This window comes from Streptomyces sp. NPDC090798, from assembly GCF_044768965.1.
In the GTDB taxonomy this organism is placed as follows: domain Bacteria; phylum Actinomycetota; class Actinomycetes; order Streptomycetales; family Streptomycetaceae; genus Streptomyces.
In genome coordinates, this window is sequence record NZ_JBIVXA010000017.1 from 163,891 (window position 1) to 179,017 (window position 15,127).

Annotated in this window: 9 protein-coding genes and 3 pseudogenes; 8 read left to right on the forward strand and 4 right to left on the reverse strand. The window is 70.7% G+C overall.

All coding sequences use genetic code 11. From position 1 onward, the window contains the following. Nucleotides 1-287 precede the first annotated feature (287 nt). Entirely contained in the window at nt 288-788 is a 501-nt protein-coding gene (locus tag ACIQTP_RS32135; protein WP_403406519.1) for an HAD family hydrolase, read from the forward strand. 79 nt (nt 789-867) lie between these two features. Here the strand turns inward: ACIQTP_RS32135 and ACIQTP_RS32140 are convergent. Next, nucleotides 868-1,089 (reverse strand): annotated as a pseudogene (locus tag ACIQTP_RS32140) (hypothetical protein); the annotation flags it as partial. Between ACIQTP_RS32140 and ACIQTP_RS32145 the strand changes: the two are divergent. After that, nucleotides 1,090-1,245, forward strand: a pseudogene (locus tag ACIQTP_RS32145) (substrate-binding domain-containing protein); the annotation flags it as partial. A gap of 25 nt (nt 1,246-1,270) precedes the next feature. Here the strand turns inward: ACIQTP_RS32145 and eno are convergent. Both eno and ACIQTP_RS32155 read right to left on the reverse strand, forming a co-directional pair. Next, nucleotides 1,271-1,483, reverse strand: a pseudogene (gene eno / locus ACIQTP_RS32150) (phosphopyruvate hydratase); the annotation flags it as partial. A gap of 272 nt (nt 1,484-1,755) precedes the next feature. Then, on the reverse strand, nt 1,756-6,027 hold the full coding sequence (locus ACIQTP_RS32155; protein ID WP_403406522.1) for a discoidin domain-containing protein: 4,272 nt from the start codon (nt 6,025-6,027) through the stop codon (nt 1,756-1,758). 505 nt (nt 6,028-6,532) lie between these two features. On the opposite strand from ACIQTP_RS32155, the gene ACIQTP_RS32160 reads away from it, so the two are divergent. From ACIQTP_RS32160 to ACIQTP_RS32180, 5 genes are all read left to right on the forward strand, one after another. Beyond that, nucleotides 6,533-6,814 (forward strand): hypothetical protein, encoded by a 282-nt coding sequence (locus ACIQTP_RS32160; RefSeq protein ID WP_403406525.1) that lies wholly within the window; start codon nt 6,533-6,535, stop codon nt 6,812-6,814. Between the two features lie 135 nt (nt 6,815-6,949). Continuing rightward, nucleotides 6,950-7,636, forward strand: a complete 687-nt coding sequence (locus ACIQTP_RS32165) for a FadR/GntR family transcriptional regulator (protein ID WP_403406528.1) — start codon at nt 6,950-6,952, stop codon at nt 7,634-7,636. Further along, nucleotides 7,633-9,015, forward strand: coding sequence for a hypothetical protein (locus ACIQTP_RS32170; RefSeq protein ID WP_403406531.1), 1,383 nt, complete (start codon nt 7,633-7,635; stop codon nt 9,013-9,015). The genes ACIQTP_RS32165 and ACIQTP_RS32170 overlap by 4 nt, the downstream gene beginning before the upstream one ends. Then, a complete protein-coding gene (locus ACIQTP_RS32175) occupies nt 9,012-10,847 on the forward strand; it encodes a GMC family oxidoreductase N-terminal domain-containing protein (RefSeq protein ID WP_403406534.1) in 1,836 nt (611 codons plus the stop codon). The genes ACIQTP_RS32170 and ACIQTP_RS32175 overlap by 4 nt, the downstream gene beginning before the upstream one ends. Before the next feature lie 96 nt (nt 10,848-10,943). Beyond that, the gene (locus ACIQTP_RS32180) at nt 10,944-11,579 is read left to right on the forward strand and encodes a hypothetical protein (protein WP_403406536.1); all 636 of its coding nucleotides are present in this window, start codon (nt 10,944-10,946) and stop codon (nt 11,577-11,579) included. Between the two features lie 57 nt (nt 11,580-11,636). Here ACIQTP_RS32180 and ACIQTP_RS32185 read toward each other — a convergent pair whose 3' ends face one another. Then, the gene (locus ACIQTP_RS32185) at nt 11,637-13,745 is read right to left on the reverse strand and encodes an alpha-galactosidase (RefSeq protein WP_403406539.1); all 2,109 of its coding nucleotides are present in this window, start codon (nt 13,743-13,745) and stop codon (nt 11,637-11,639) included. Nucleotides 13,746-13,928: 183 nt separating this feature from the next. Between ACIQTP_RS32185 and ACIQTP_RS32190 the strand changes: the two genes are divergently transcribed. Then, nucleotides 13,929-15,107 carry an ROK family protein gene (locus ACIQTP_RS32190; protein WP_403406542.1) on the forward strand — a complete coding sequence of 393 codons (1,179 nt, stop codon included), beginning with the start codon at nt 13,929-13,931 and terminating at the stop codon, nt 15,105-15,107. Nucleotides 15,108-15,127 lie beyond the last annotated feature (20 nt).

Below are 15,127 nucleotides of genomic sequence, written 5' to 3' on the forward strand. Positions count from 1 at the left end.
CATCGATGAAGCAACACAGCCATGATCACAGTCCGTTTCCGTCAAGAGGTGTCAGCGAAGCCCTCAGCAAAGCTCTGGCGCTTGACGGTTCTGCCCCGCACAACCTGACGGTTCCTTGACGGTTCCGGCCTCGCTGATCACCTCGCGCTCTCGCCTGCCGGGCTGCCACAGGAATTCCCTATAGAACCTGCTGACATTTCGTCTTTGCCTCTCGTTCTTTCGGCCGCCATTCGGCCAGGGAAGCGGAATGCCAAGGTCAAGAGCGTCATCGTGAGGTGTGATGTGCGATGACAGAACTCCTCGGAGGAGTTCGCAAGGAACTGGCCCGGGGTGCCGTCGCCCTCCCTGGGGCAGCGGAGCTGGTACGCGCCTGCCGGGCAGCCGTGCCCGTGGCCGTCGCCAGCAACAGTCCCCGGGAACCGCTGGACACGGCGCTGGGATCGGCCGGCCTCGCCGACTGCTTCACCCACTCGTTCGCCGCCGACGAGGTGCCTTCCCCCAAGCCCGCTCCAGACCTCTGCCTCACGGCGTGCGGGGCGCTCGGTGCGGCTCCGAAGCGTTCCGTCGCCTTCGAGGACTCGGCCACCGGCATCTCCTCGGCGCGCGCTGCCGGGCTGTACGTCGCGGTCGTACCGTCCCTTCCCGGGGCCGCCCTCGACCGGCACCGGCCTGGCCGCACCCGAATTGCTGGATTGGGCCAGGGAATTGGGCCGCGACGCGATGCGCGGGGCCGTAGGGGTCGGGTGGAATCCCCACCGGCCGGAAGCAGCCAACGGGGCAGGGCATGAGCGGCATCAGCCCGAATGAGATGGGCCCCCTGCTCCGCCGGGCCGGTCTCGCCTCGGCAGGAAGCGCCGTCAGTCCGTCGACGTCGCGGGCGTAGCGTTCCTCCGCGGAAAGACGCCTGACGTAGGCAGTGGCTTCATCCTTGTCCATGCCGCCCTGGGTGGCGGCGATGTCCTTGAGCGCTGGCCGACGTCTTTGGCCACGCGTGCCGCGCCGCCGCAGACGTAGAAGTGGGCGCCGTCCTGGAGCCACTGCCGCAGACGGGTGACCGTGTTCGCGCATCCGGTCCTGGACGCAGACCTTGTGAAGGAGGCCGACGCGGTGGTCGTCTACGAGACCGATGTGAAGGCGGCCGGTGACAAGGTGGAGGGTGTGGACTTCCCCGAGTCGGCCGACGCCATCAATGACTACCCGATCGCCCGGCTCAAGAACGCGAACAAACCTGTTGTGGCGAAGGCGCGGCCCCTTGAGCAGCGCGTCGGCGTCAGCGGCGCAGCCCCAGGGCTTTCCGGCCCGCGTAGCGGGCCTGGGTGCCAAGGTCCTCCTCGACGCGGATGAGCTGGTTGTACTTGGCGGTGCGGTCGGCGCGGGAGAGCGAGCCGGTCTTGATCTGGCCGCAGCCGGTGGCGACGGCGAGGTCGGCGATGGTGGTGTCCTCGGTCTCGCCCGAGCGGTGGGACATGACGACGGTGTAGCCCGGCTGGACGTTTCGCGCCGTCCGGCAGGGGCCGACGCATGTGTCGAGTTCCCTCGGCCGACCGCGAGTTGGGCGGCGGTCAGGGGCCGGCCGGCACGCCGACGGCGCGGAAGGGCGCGTCGATCGCGCCGGACGGAACGACAGCTGAACGGTTCGCCCGGAAGGCCGCCGGCACAGGCGACACCCAGGCACTTCGCCAGCTCGCCACGGACATGGCGAAGCGGGGCCGCCCTTCACAAGGGCGGCCCCGCTCGATGCGGTGCTGTCGGGAGCTACTGGATGTTGATCTGGAAGGTGGTGGTCTTGTTGCGGATGTCTTCCGCGTTGCCGCTCATCCGCAAGTTGCGGAACGTGGCCTCACCGACGGCGGGTCCCTGACCGGGCTCGGGCAGCTCGTTGGCCCAGATGCCGAATCCGGATTTGGCGTCGAACGCGTCTGCGCTCTTCTTGGAGTTGGTGATGGAGATGTCGGTGAAGATCGTGTCCTGCACCGGGAACTGCGGTTGGCCGCCGACGTAGTTGGTCTGGAACATCACTCCTCCGTAGGTGGAGTCGTCGATGTCGACGTCGTTGACCCGGATGCCCTGGAAGACCTTGGAGGCCGAGAACGCCCAGATGGCCGGGAAGACCTGCGAGCCCCAGAAGTGACCCCCGGTTCTGTCCAGGGAGACGTTCTCGATCGTCGTCGGATCGGTCCCGAAGCCGTTCATCGGGTAGCCGAAGTCCAGCGAGGAGATCGTGATGCCGGAGTAGACCAGGGTGTCGGCGACCCGGATGTTGCGGAAGGTGTTGTTGTAGCCGCCGTAGACGGCGATACCGGCCGCACGCCAGGTGAGCGTCGACGTCAGGTTCTCGTAGAGGTTGTTCTTCTCGTCGGCGCCTCCCGCGTCGATCGCCGAGAAGAGCGCGAAGCTGTCGTCGCCCGTGGCGCGGGCGTCGTTGTTGACCACGTGGTTGTCCGTGGAGCCGTTCGTCATGTTGATGCCGTCGGCGAACGTGTCACGGATGCGGGAGTTCTTGATGGTCATGTTGTCGGTGTTGGCGCCCCAGTACAGGCACACCATGTGTTCGACCCAGATGTCGTCGATGGTGATGTTGGAGACGTTGGAGAAGTCGAACACCTTGCCCGGACCGTCGATCCGGGACGTGTAGTTGCCGAAGTAGGAGAAGCCGGTGAACGAGGAGCCGTTGGCGGTCGCCTCGGCCCGGAAGCCCACGTCGGTGTTCTCCTGCGAGGCGGGTGCGTGGAAGCGGGTGAACCACGACCCGGCTCCGAGGACCTTGACCGCCTTGCCGTAGACCTGGAACTTGCTGGAGGTCTCGTAGTCTCCGGCCGGCAGGTAGACGCCGACGAGCTTGCCCGTGGTGTCCATGCGGACCTTGTCGAGCGCGTTCTGCACGTCCTGGTGCGAGAAACCGGCCGGGACCGTGTAGGCGGCCGGGTCCGGGTTCGGGACCGCCGTCGCCTGTTCGAGGTTGATGAAGTCGACGGCGTACGTGGAGGTGTTGGCCGCGTCCTTCTGGAGCCGGATCTTGGAACCGGCCGGCACGGTCTTGCCGAGCAGGACGTTCGCCTCGTCGTAGATGTGGCGGGGGGCACCTGAGCCGGGCGAGTTGCCGGGTGAGGTCTCGTTGCCGTAGAGCCAGGCGTACTTCGAGGTGAGGTCGATGGCCTTGAGGAACTGGCCGTCGACGTAGATGTTGAGCGTCGTGTCGGTGCCGTCCGGGATCTCGAAGCGGGTCACCAGGGTGTTGGTGGCCGCCCGGGTGGTCCACTCGACGTACTGGCCGGTCCCGGTGAGGGTCACCGCCTTGCGGCCGCTCGCCTCGCCCGCGATGTCACCGATCGTGCGGTTCGGGCCGACGATCTTGGCGCCGCCGCCGACGGTGCCGTCCTCGGCCTCGTACATGTCGTACGGCATGTCCGCGCCGCGGCCGACGAACAGATTCTGAGTGGTGGTGTTGTTGGTCCGCTTGACCGGTAGTTCGTTGGCGTCGTCGGCGATGACCGTCTTGACGGTGTACTTGCCGTTGACGGCCGTCCATGAGCCGAGGCTGACGGGTGCGGTCGTCTGGCCGGAGGCGATGGTGCCGTTGTAGGAGCCGGTGAGTGTCTTGACGGTGGTGCCGTTGGCGTCCTGAATCGTGAGCGTGACGCCGTGGGCGCCGGAGGCCGAGTCGACCGATCCCTGATTCTTGATCGCCACGGTGAACGTGACGTTGTCGCCCGCCGAGGCGCTGGACGGGGTCCATGCCACCGGTGCGGCGACCAGGTCGGAGCTGGAGACCGGCTTGACGACGAGGGCATCGGTGCGGGTGAAGGTGTTGTTCGCCTCGTTCTGCTCGATGACCTTGTTCGACGGATCCACCTCGGCGCCGACCGGGTAACTGCCCGCATCCCGGGTGCCGATGCTCGCCGTGACCGTCGTCGAATCGCCGGCCGCGAGGGCCGGGACGACCGCCGTGGCGGCCTTCGTGCCGCCGAGCGTGAAGTTCAGGTCGGTGGCCTTGGACGGCTTGCTGCCGCTGTTGGTGACGGTCGCCGTCAGGCTGATGGCGTCCGACTCCACCGGCGCCGCGGGCGAGTTGGTGATGCCGGTGACCTTGAGGTCGGGGTTGGCGGCCGGGGTGCCGATCACCTGGAACTCGGCGACCTGCGCGCCGGGAGCACCGGTGTTGGAGGCGAACTTGAGCTGGATGTCGGCGGCGGAGCCGGAGACCGGGATGGTCACCGTGTTGCCGCTCGACGGGTTGAACGTGTAGTCCTTCGCGGCCACGAGGCTGGTGAACGCCGTCGCGTCCTGGTCGCGGCCGAGCACCTGGATGTTCTGCGTGCGCGTGGACCAGGCGGCATCGGGGTTGAGCTTGACGACGACCTGGCTGAGGTCGGCGTTGGCACCCAGCTTGGTGGTGAGGGTGGCGGGGTAGGCACCGCCCGCGCTCTCCCAGTAGGTGCCGATCTGACCGTCGTTGGCGTTGGTGGCGACGTAGGTGAAGGTGTACGACGATGCTTCGATGGGCTTGCCCTGCGCGAGGTCGGAGCCGGAACCGTTGCCGGCCCGGGTGACGCTGTTGCTCGCCACCGAGACGTTCCCGGCGGCGTCCTTCGCCTTCACGGAGTAGGTGACCGTGGCCGTCGGCGACGGGGTGTCGGTGTAGGTCAGGACGTCACCCGCCACGGACTTCACGATCTGCCCGTTGGCATAGACGTCGTAGCCGGTGACCTGGACGTTGTCGCTCGACGCCTGCCAGGTGAGCTTCACGTCGTTGCCGGACTGCGTGTAGGCGAGGTTTCCGGGCGCGGTGGGGGCCTGGGTGTCGCCGCTCGATCCCTTGCGGGTGACGCTGTTGCTGTTGGCGGAGACGTTGCCCGCGGCGTCCTTGGCCCGCACGAAGTACGTGATGTCACTGCCGGCCGGCTGCGTGTCGGTGTAGGTCAGGACGTTCCCGGCGACGCTCGACCGCAACTGACCGTTGGCGTAGATGTCGTAGCCGGTGACGGCCGTGTCGTCGGTGGCCGCGCTCCACGTCAGCTTGATCTGCCCGGTGGCCGGCTCGGTGTAGCTCAGGTTGGACGGCGCCGTGGGCGCCTGGGTGTCGCCGGTCGCCGGTCCGTAGACCTCCAGCTCGGAGGCCTGCCCGGCGGGCCAGCCGGTGTTGGCGGTGAACAGCGCGCGCACGTACCGCGTGGTGGTTGTGTCGAAGGAGATGGTCGCCGACTGGTCGTTGGTGCTGTCGAAGGGGTACGCCTTCGAGGCCGTGAGGTCGGTGAAGTTCTGGTTGTCGGTCGAGCCCTGGACCTTGAAGGTCTGGCTGCGGCTCGGCCAGCCGCTGGGCAGTCGCAACGCCACCTGGTTGATCTTGACCGACGAGCCGAGGTCGACCTGGAGCCACTGCGGGAAGGCGTTGTTCGTGCTCTCCCAGTAGGTGTTGCGGTTGCCGTCACCGGCGTTCGCCGCGCCGTAGACGTCGGCGTGCCCGCTCTCGCTGAAGGGTTTGCCCTGGGCGAGGTTGGGGGTCGAGGCGGCGGTCGTGAGGACCTGCATCTCGGCGAGCTGGGCGGTGCCGGCGACCGAGTTGGCGCTGAAGTCGGCCCGTACGTACCGGGCGAGGGTCGCGGGCAGCGAGACCTTCACCGTGTTGTCGTTGCCGGGGCTGAAGACGTACTGCGCCGACGACTTGAGCGTGGCGAAGCTCTTTCCGTCGGCGCTTCCCTGGAGCGCCAGTGTTTGCTTGCGGGTCTGCCAGTGCTCGGGCAGCCGCAGCACGACCTGGCGGACGCGCTTGCTCCTGCCGAGGTCGGTCTGCACCCACTGGGCCGACTTCTTTCCGGCCTGCCAGTAGGTGTCGGTGTCGCCGTCGGTGACGTTGGCCGCGGCGTGTGCGCCGCGGGTGCTGCCCGCCGTGGTCACGGCGTCCGCGGCGGCGTTGGGGCCGCCGGCCGCGTGTGCGCCGACGGCGGGCAGGCCCAGAACCATGACGGCGGAGGCGAGCGCGGCGGTCGCCGCGCGGCGCCTTGTGGATCTCTGCTTGTGTCGAGTCATGCGGGGGTCACTTCCTGCGGAGGCTCGCGCGCCGGTGGGCGGCGAGGGCGGCTCATTCCTGGCGGAGTGGTGCAGAAAGGTGCGGGGCGATCAGTGCGGTGCGCAGAGCTGTGGAGCGGGACGCGGTGCGTCCGGGCGGCAGGAGCCGACCTGACGGAGAAGATCTCCTCAAGGACACCGTGAGGCAGTATTTTGCGTTGTTTCATCGAAATATTGCAGAGCGGCATGGGTGGGTCTACAGCCGGAACAGCACAATATTCACCAGAAGCACCCATCACTCGGGAGTGATGGCGGCGCGAGCGCCACTTCCGAGCCGCTGAAGCGGTCAAATGGCAGGCGCCGAGGCCGGCTTTATGGGGCCCCACGGTCCGGTCCGCGACTCGGCGGCACTTGCGGGCTTGCGTTTCGGGACCGCAAGTGAACGCAAGATGCGCAAATTCTTGCGCGACCATGCGTGATTCCCGGTTCGTGGACTACGGCGGCCCGGTCCGTGTGGGAAACGGCGGTGCGTTCCGCCGGTGACGAGGCGTGTGCACCGTTCCGGCGTTGCGAGGCGGCCGTGGTGGAACCCGTCGGCGCCGCTGACGCCGCGGCGGGGTTCCTGGCCGGTCTGTTGCGGGGTGTGCGCATGGCGCGCGCGCTGCGGCTCGGCCACCTCGCCGCCGTGTCCGCGTTCGGGGTCCCGGAGGACCACGGCCCCCTCCCGGACGCCGAGCGGATCGAACGGCTCCTCGGCCTCCCGAACCAGGAGTGGCTCACACCTGGTTCGGCGACGGGTGACTGCTGAAGGCCCCTTGACGGTGACTGTCCGCTGAAGCGGCCGTCAACGGCCGTTTCCCGACGAGGGGTTGACCACGGAACACCTTCACTGGTTCAGTGGATCAGCCACTCAGCCACTCGGCTACTTGCCGGAAGGGGAACCGTGGAGGCACTGCCCCGCGAGACCATCGTGGACGTCCTGGAAGACCGGCTGCGGACGGACATACTCAACGGCTTTCACCCGGCCGGGAGTTATCTGCCGCCGGAGCGCCAACTCGCCGACGGCTACGGCATCACCCGCACCACGCTGAAGCACGCCTTCGGGCGGCTGGTCCAGGCGGGCCTGCTCGAAACCCGGCACGGCGTCGGCACCCGGGTGCGCGACTACGCACGTCAGGGCGGCGCGGATCTGCTGCCCATGCTCGTGCGCCACGACGCGAAATGGGTCCATGAGATCTTCGAAGTGCGGCGCGGAATCGGCGCGTTGATCGCCGAGCGGGCCGCGACCCGAGCCACTCGGAAGCAACACGCCGAGCTTCGCGCACTCTTGCGAGCCGTACGGGAAGCGGATGGTCCCGACGCGGTGCAGCTCGCCGACGCCGAGGTGCACCGCGCCCTGGCCCGGGCCACCGGCAACCGTGTCTACGTCCTGCTCACCAACACGCTCTTCAACGCCTATCTGCCCGTCCGCTCCCTGCTCAAGGGGCCCTTCACGGACCCTGCCGCCGCCTGCGAACGGCTGGCCCCGGTGGTGGAGGCGGTGACGGACGGAGACGCCCGCCAGGCGCACGCGGCCGCCGACGCCTACCTGCGGAACACCGAACGCATCATGCTGGACGATCTCGCATGAGGGGCACCGTGTTCACGGAGACGATGCTCGGCACGGTCCGGCTCGACTCCGAGACGACGGAGCGCCGCGTACGCCTCGACCTGCGCGCCGAGGCCGACGAGGTACTGCGCCCGCATCGCACGACCCGGGCGCGCCTGACCGGCCGGGTGCGGATCGCCGGGTTCGCCGACGACCCGTGCGCGGAAGGTGAGCTGGAGGTGTCGCCGATCGCACGGCGGCGCATCCGCTATCAGCTGGCGTTCACCGGAGACGGCCGTCGCCTCGCCCTGGACGGCTGGAAATCCGTCACCGCGCGCCGCCCGGTCGCATCGATGACCGTCCTGCCGTTCACGCTGTACGAGGGTGACGCGCGGGTCGGTGAAGGGGTGCTGCGGTTCCCGGCGGCGACCGGTCTCGCTCCGTTCCTCCTCAGCTTCCGCTTCCCGCGGCGCGAGGACCGTGCCCAGCACTTCCCGCCACGCTGGGACGGCACACCGGGCCGCACCGAGGTCTGGTACACCACGCTGACCGATCCGACGACCGGCACCGGCGTCTGGCTGCACCATGAACTCACCGTGCCCGCCGACGGTTCCGAGCCGTTCGCCCACGGCTGGGTCGCGGCGTTCCCCCGCGAGGGAGAGGTCCGGCACGCCCGCTTCGGGCCCGCCCCCTGGACCCGGCCCGCGGACGGGTTCGCGGGAGACAAGGTCACGGCCACTCCCGGACAACTGGCGGGCAGCGCGGGAGAGTTCCGCTGGGATCTCACCGAACGCCCGCAAGGGCCACCCCTCTTCACCTTCCCGCGCTGGTCCTGGCGTCGGCCGCTCCTGCCCGCCGCCCAGATGCTCCCGGCCGCGCGGGCCACGTACGACGGCGAATTCTCGTACGGAGAACACTCCTTGACCCTGAGCGGCGCACCCGGTGCCTCGGCCCGTATCTACGGGCACGGCAACGCGCACCGGTGGACCTGGCTGCACGCGGACCTGGGCGGTGGTGACGTCCTGGAGATCGTCGCGGCCGTGTCCACCCGGCCGGGTCTGCGGCGGCTGCCTCCGCTGGTCTTCCTTCGCCTGCGCCGCGCTGGCCGGACCTGGCCGCGGCGGCCCGAACGGTCGGCGGTCGGCTGGCTGGGCGTCGGACGGTTCCGGGCCGGATTCGGGCTGCCGCGGTGGACGGTGACCGGCCGGACGGCGTTGCGCCGGATCCACGTCGAGGTCGACCAGCCGGCCGAGCGGACCCTCACCCTGGAGTACCGCGACCCGGACGGCGCCCGCGCGGTATGCCGCAACAGCGAGTCGGCCGACGCCCGGATCGTGCTGGAGCGCTGGTGGGGCCGGTGGCGCCCGGAGGCCTCCTGGGTCCTGGACGGCACCGCGCACGCCGAGGCGGGCGAGCGGTGACCGCCGAAGGACTTGTCGCCGCACTGCTCGCCGACACCGGCGACGAGGACTGGCCCGCCCGCGTGCCCAACCGGCTCGACTCGGTGCTCGCCGCGCTGCCCCGGCCCGCCCGGGCCGGGGTGCACACCGCTGTCGCGGCCCTGGAGACGTACGCCGTCCTGCGCACCGGGAGACGCCTGGCCGCACTCGACCCCGACGCCCGCGAGAGCCTGCTCGGCTCGCTGGCCGCACGCCCCCGGCTCGTCCCGCTGCTCGACCTCCTCAAGGTGCCCGTGATGCTCGCGGCGGGCACCGAGCGGATGCCGGCCGCGCCCCTTGCTGTGACGGCGCCCGAGGACCCGCCGCTCGACTGCACTCCCGCGCAGGAGTGGCCGACCCGTTCCACCGCCGACGTGGTGGTCGTCGGGTCCGGCGCGGGCGGCGCCGTGGCCGCCCGGACGTTCGCGCGCGCCGGACTGAGCGTCGTCGTGCTGGAGGAGGGCGCACACCACTCGACGGCTTCCTTCGGACGCCGGGCGCCGCTCGACCGTTTCACCGAGCTGTACCGGGACGGCGGCGCCACGGTGGCCGTGGGCAACCCACCGCTCCTGCTGCCGGTCGGTCGCGCGGTCGGCGGGACCACCGTCGTCAACTCCGGTACCTGCTACCGCACTCCGGAGCATGTGCTGAGCCGATGGAGCAGCGCGTACGGGTTCCACCTCGCCGAGAGCTTCGGGCCCCGGCTCGACGAGATCGAGCGCACCCTCCGGGTGGCCACCCAGCCACTCGACGTGCTCGGGAACAACGGCCTGCTGGCACTCGCCGGCGCCGAACGGCTCGGCTGGCGGGCCGGTCCGCTGCGCCGCAACGCGCCCGGCTGCAAGGGCTCGTGTCAGTGCGTGGTCGGCTGCCCCACCGGCGCCAAGCAGAGCGTACAGCTGTCCGTCCTGCCCGACGCCTGCGCCGCGGGAGCCCGGATCGTCACGGGCGCACGGGTCCGCCGCATTCTGCTGGACCACGACGGACCGGGAGCGCCGCGCGCCGCCGGCGTACAGGCGCGGCGGCCCGACGGCAGCGAACTGGAGATCCTCGGCCCGCTCGTCGTGACGGCCGCAGGAGCGCTGCAGACACCACCACTGCTGCGCCGCTCGGGCCTGGGCGGACATCCGCGCCTGGGCCGCAACCTCAGCGTGCACCCGGCCACGAGCGTCGCGGGGCGCTTCGCCGAACCCGTCACCGCCTGGAAGGGCGTGCTCCAGAGCGCCGGAGTCGAGGAACTGCACGATCGCGGTGTCCTCATCGAGGCGACCGCGAGCCCACCCGGCATGGGCAGTTTCGTCCTCCCCGGCCTGGGCCGCGAACTGCGCGGTGAACTGGAGGACGCGGACCACCTCGCGACCCTCGGCGCCATGATCGCCGACCGCCCCTCCGGGCGGGTCCAGGGCCGGGACCGCACCCTCGTGCGCTACGACCTGGACCCACGTGACGGCGACCGGCTGATGACGGCCGTACGCGCCATGGGCCGCCTGCTCCTCGCGGCGGGCGCCGAGGAGATCCTCACCGGCCTGCCGCTCGCCCCGCGCGCCCGCTCGCTCGACGAACTCGACGAACTGCTCACCCGAACGACCGCCCGCAACCTGCACCTCTCGGCGTTCCACCCGACCGGCACGGCCGCCGCGGGTGCCGATCCGCGGCGCGCCCCCGCCGACCCCGAGGGCAGACTGCGCGGCGCCCACGGAGTACTCGTCGCGGACGGCTCGGTCCTGCCCAGCTGCCCGCAGGTCAACCCGCAGCTGAGCATCATGGCGGCGGCTCTGGCGATCTCGGAGACCTGGATGGAGCGGGAGGGCTGATCCCGCGGCTACTCCAATGGGTCAGTGCGGTTCGCGGACGCCGCGCCCGGCACGGAGCATGAGGGTGACCGGTACGCCAGGAAGAGGACGAGCCGCATGAGCACACGCATCCCCGACGACCAGGTCCGCTCGCGTCGATCTCGCCGCATCGCCGCCCTCCTGGCCACGTGCGCGTGCGGCTCGCTGCTCGTCTCGTGCGGCTCGGACAACAACGCCGGCGGCGGTGCCTCCGCCGGCACGCGTCCGACCGCGCCGAACGAGTCCAACTTCTCCGGGACGACGCCGTCCGCCCTGTCCTCGGCCGCCTCCTCGATCATCGGCTCCGCCCGGGCCTCGGCCTCGGCGGCGGCCTCCTCGCTGTCCGCCGCGGCCTCGGAGTTCGAGGCGTCCGTCTCGGCCGACACGGCCCGCGCGAGCGCGCAGGCACAGGCGGAGCTGAAGAAGGTGCGGGGCTCCGGGAACGCGCGGTCCGACGTCGCCATGACCGGCCTGCCCAGGGCGAAGACGGGCGGCCTGCTCGCCGTGCTCGTCAACATCACCAACAACACCGATCACACGGCCTCGTACGCCGTCCAGATCGACTTCAAGAACGCCGACGGCAAGGTCGTGGAGACCAGGTACGTGGGCGCGGAGAACCTCAAGCCGGGGCAGCGAGCCCAGCCCGTCGCCATCAGCAGACAGCCCGCCCAACCCCAGCTGACCCCGGTCCTGGCGAAGGCCCAGCGGTACTGACGGGCGCCCGACGGACGAGAGCGGCATCGGGCGGCCCGCCAGCACGTTGACGGAGTGTCAGTCCTCCCGGACGAGGTGTACCGCCGTGCTGGACCAGTCGCCCGCCGGCAGGTCGAGGTGGAGTCCGTACTCGCCGAGCACCGTGGAGTGGTGCACGGCGCCGGTGCGGGCGTCGCGGTAGCGCCCCCCGGCGGTCAGACCGCGCGGCCGGACCGGCAGCCTCGGTGCGCCGTGGCGGGAGACGCGCCGGTAGGCGAGCAGCAGGGTCTGCGAGGCGTCCGCGGCGGTGTACTGCACCACGCAGACCGAGTCCTCGGCGGGCGGCGACAGCCGGTCCAGCCTGCCGTGCTGGACGAGATGGCGGACCTTCTTGTACGTGGCGACCAGATCGGCCCCCTCCCGCAGTTCCTCCTCGGACCAGCGGGTGAGATCGCCCCCGATGCCGAGCGCCCCGGCCATCGCGACATGGAAGCGGAAGCGCAGCGGGACCGTGCGGCCGGTGAGCTGGTTGGGTACGTCGGTTACCCAGGCGCCCATCGTGCGGGCGGGGTAGATCTGGCCGTAGCCCCGCTGGATCCCCATCCGGTCGGCGGCGTCGGTGTTGTCCGACGCCCACGCCTGGTCCGTGCGGGCCAGAATGCCCAGGTCGACCCGGCCGCCGCCCCCGCTGCACGTCTCGATCCGCAGCGCCGGATGGTCCGCGCGCAGACGGTCGAGGACGCCGTAGAGATTGCGCACGTACGCGGGGCCGAGGCGGTCGGTGCCGTCCTGCCGGTCGGGCCAGCCGGCCTCGCTGAACGCGCGGTTCATGTCCCACTTGAGGAAGTCGATGCCGTGGTCGCCGACCAGCCGGGTCAGCCAGCCGTAGGCCCAGTCGGCGACCTCGCGGCGGGCGAAGTTGAGGACCAGCTGATTGCGCAGCTCGGAGCGGGGACGGTCGGGGAAGTGCAGTACCCAGTCGGGGTGTTCGCGGTACAGGTCGCTGTCCGGGTTCACCATCTCGGGCTCCACCCAGAGACCGAAGCGCATCCCGAGCTCGTGCACCGTGCGGACCAGCGGGGCCAGCCCGTCCGGGAAGCGGTCGGGCGCCGGTGTCCAGTCGCCGAGGCCCGCCCGGTCGCTGCGGCGCGCCCCGAACCAGCCGTCGTCGACGACGTAGAGCTCCACCCCGAGGGCCGCCGCCCGCTCGGCGAGCGCCTTCTGCCCGACCTCGTCGACGTCGAAGCCGGTCGCCTCCCAGGAGTTGTAGAGCACCGGGGCGAACTCGTCGGCGTGGGGCAGGACATGGGCCAGGACGTACGCGTGCCAGGCGCGGCTGGCCGCGCCGAAGCCGCCGTCGGTGCACAGTGCCGCGAACGGGGGAGTGGCGAACTCCTCGCCCGGCGCGAGCGGCACGGTCGTGCCGTCCTGGCCGGGACCGCCGGTGAATCCGGCCCGCCCGTCGGGGGTGCGCTGCACGGTGACGCGCCAACTCCCGCTCCACGCCAGGGCGGCGCTCCACACCCGTCCATGGTCCTCCGTCGCCTCACCCGCGTCGAGCATCAGCCACGGGTTGGCGTGGTGGCTGGTGATCCCGCGACGGCTGGTCAACACGGTTTCGCCGTACGGCAGTCGGTCGCGGCGCAACTGGCTCTCGGCGGACCACTGGCCCGTGACATGACTGAGCCGGTAGTCCCGCAGCGGCGGCAGGCTCCAGGCGGCGGAGTCGGCACGCAGCAGGGTGACGGGCTCGTCGCCGTCGTTGTGGACGACGGTCCAGCGCTCGATGACGTCCGTGTCCTCGCGCACACGGTAGTGGAGCGCCACCCGCAACGGGTAGCGGCGGTCGCGGAACGACAGGGTCAGCTCGCCCTCGTCGATCTGGTGGCCGGTCGGCTGCCACTCGAAGGCGCGGGCGCCGTCCGCGAACCTGACCTGCAGTGACGGCGGTCCGTAGCGCGTGCCGCCGTCGACGGGCAGCTCCTCCCCGACGGGTGGCCTGCCCTCGAAGCTGCTGGCCTCGGGCGCGGGTGGCACGGCGAGCTCGTCGGCCTCCGCCGGCGTCAGTCGTGGCCCCCACGCGACATGGCAGGGCGCTCCGGTCTCGTCGATCCGCAGCGCGTACGAGGTGCGCGGTGTGGACAGCAGCCAGACCCCGGTGTCCGGGGCGAAGGAGATCGGCGACATGAATCCTCGCGTTCAGGTGGTGCTCACGTACGAGACAAGCAAAAGCCAACCCCGACCTTGGATCACGTGTCAATGCTTGCTCGCATTCTGGATTTCATAGGTCACAGGTACCTCCTGGAGCATCCTCAGGAGAATCCTGCTTCTTTCATTGACAGCAGAAAATAAGGGCCTTAGGTTCCGGCCATGCGCTCGACCTCTCCCACCGAGGCGTTCCCGGCCCACACGCCGGCCGCTTCCCAGATCTTCACCACCGTGCTGTCTCACGGCCCGCTCACACGGTCGGAGATAGCGGGGCGGACCCAGCTGTCGGCGGCGGCGGTCACCAAGGCGGTCCGGCCGCTGATCGAGGCCGGCTACCTCGTGGAGGACATCGTCGAGGACGCACGGCAGCCCGTCCTCGGGCGGCCCGCCAACCCGGTGCGGGTCGACGGAGGGAGGGCCCTGTTCCTGGGGATCAAGGTGACGGGCGACGAACTCATCGCCGTACTCACCGACCTGTGCTGCCGCATCCGGGTCGCCCGGCGCGTGCCGCTCACCTCCCGCGAACCCAAGGCGGTACTGACCTCCGTCGCGGGGCTCGTACAGGAAATGCTGACGGAGGCGGACGGCTTCGGGGTGCAGGTCCGGGGGCTCGGCATCGCCGTGTCGGGTGACGTGGACCGGGCGGCCGGGGTGGTGCGCTACTCGCCGTTCCTGGAGTGGCGCGACGTTCCGCTCGCCGAACTGGCCGCGACCACGACCGGACTGCCGGTCACCCTCGACAACGACGTTCGGGCGCTGACGGTGGCCGAGCAGTGGTTCGGGGCCGGGGTGGGGCTGTCCGACTTCGCGCTGGTGACCGTGGGCGCGGGCATCGGCTGCGGTCTGGTGGTGCACGGACAGGTGGTGGCGGGAGCGCACGGCGTGGCCGGTGAGATCGGGCACGTGGCGATCGATCCGGCCGGTCCCCGCTGCCACTGCGGCAACCGGGGCTGCGTCGAGGCGATCGCCTCGGACCCCGCGATCGTCGGCCGGATCCGGGAGGTCACCGGCGCGAGTGTCGCCGACGCCACCGCGGCCCTGGCCCTCGCCCACGACGGCGACCCGGGCGCCCGGGAGGTGTACGCCCGGGCGGGAGCGGCGATCGGCCGGGGCATCGCGACCGTGGCCAACCTTCTCGGCCCCGAGCGCGTGATCATCTCCGGCGAGGGCCTGGCCGCCTACGACCTGTTCGCCGAGCAGATCCGTGACGCGTTCGCCGCGGCCGCCTTCGGCTCGGCCGCGCACTGCGACGTACAGACCCGGCCGCTGCCCTTCGAGGAGTGGGCGCGCGGGGCGGCGGCCACCGCCATCCAGTCCTTCATCACCTCGGACACGCGCTGAAGACCGGACCCGCACCGCCC

What these genes read in the sequence shown, in the direction of transcription:
- ACIQTP_RS32135 (WP_403406519.1), top strand. Translation starts at nt 288, where the DNA reads ATGACAGAACTCCTCGGAGGAGTTCGCAAGGAACTGGCCCGGGGTGCC.
- ACIQTP_RS32155 (WP_403406522.1), bottom strand. Translation starts at nt 6,027, where the DNA reads ATGACTCGACACAAGCAGAGATCCACAAGGCGCCGCGCGGCGACCGCC.
- ACIQTP_RS32170 (WP_403406531.1), top strand. Translation starts at nt 7,633, where the DNA reads ATGAGGGGCACCGTGTTCACGGAGACGATGCTCGGCACGGTCCGGCTC.
- ACIQTP_RS32180 (WP_403406536.1), top strand. Translation starts at nt 10,944, where the DNA reads ATGAGCACACGCATCCCCGACGACCAGGTCCGCTCGCGTCGATCTCGC.
- ACIQTP_RS32185 (WP_403406539.1), bottom strand. Translation starts at nt 13,745, where the DNA reads ATGTCGCCGATCTCCTTCGCCCCGGACACCGGGGTCTGGCTGCTGTCC.
- ACIQTP_RS32190 (WP_403406542.1), top strand. Translation starts at nt 13,929, where the DNA reads ATGCGCTCGACCTCTCCCACCGAGGCGTTCCCGGCCCACACGCCGGCC.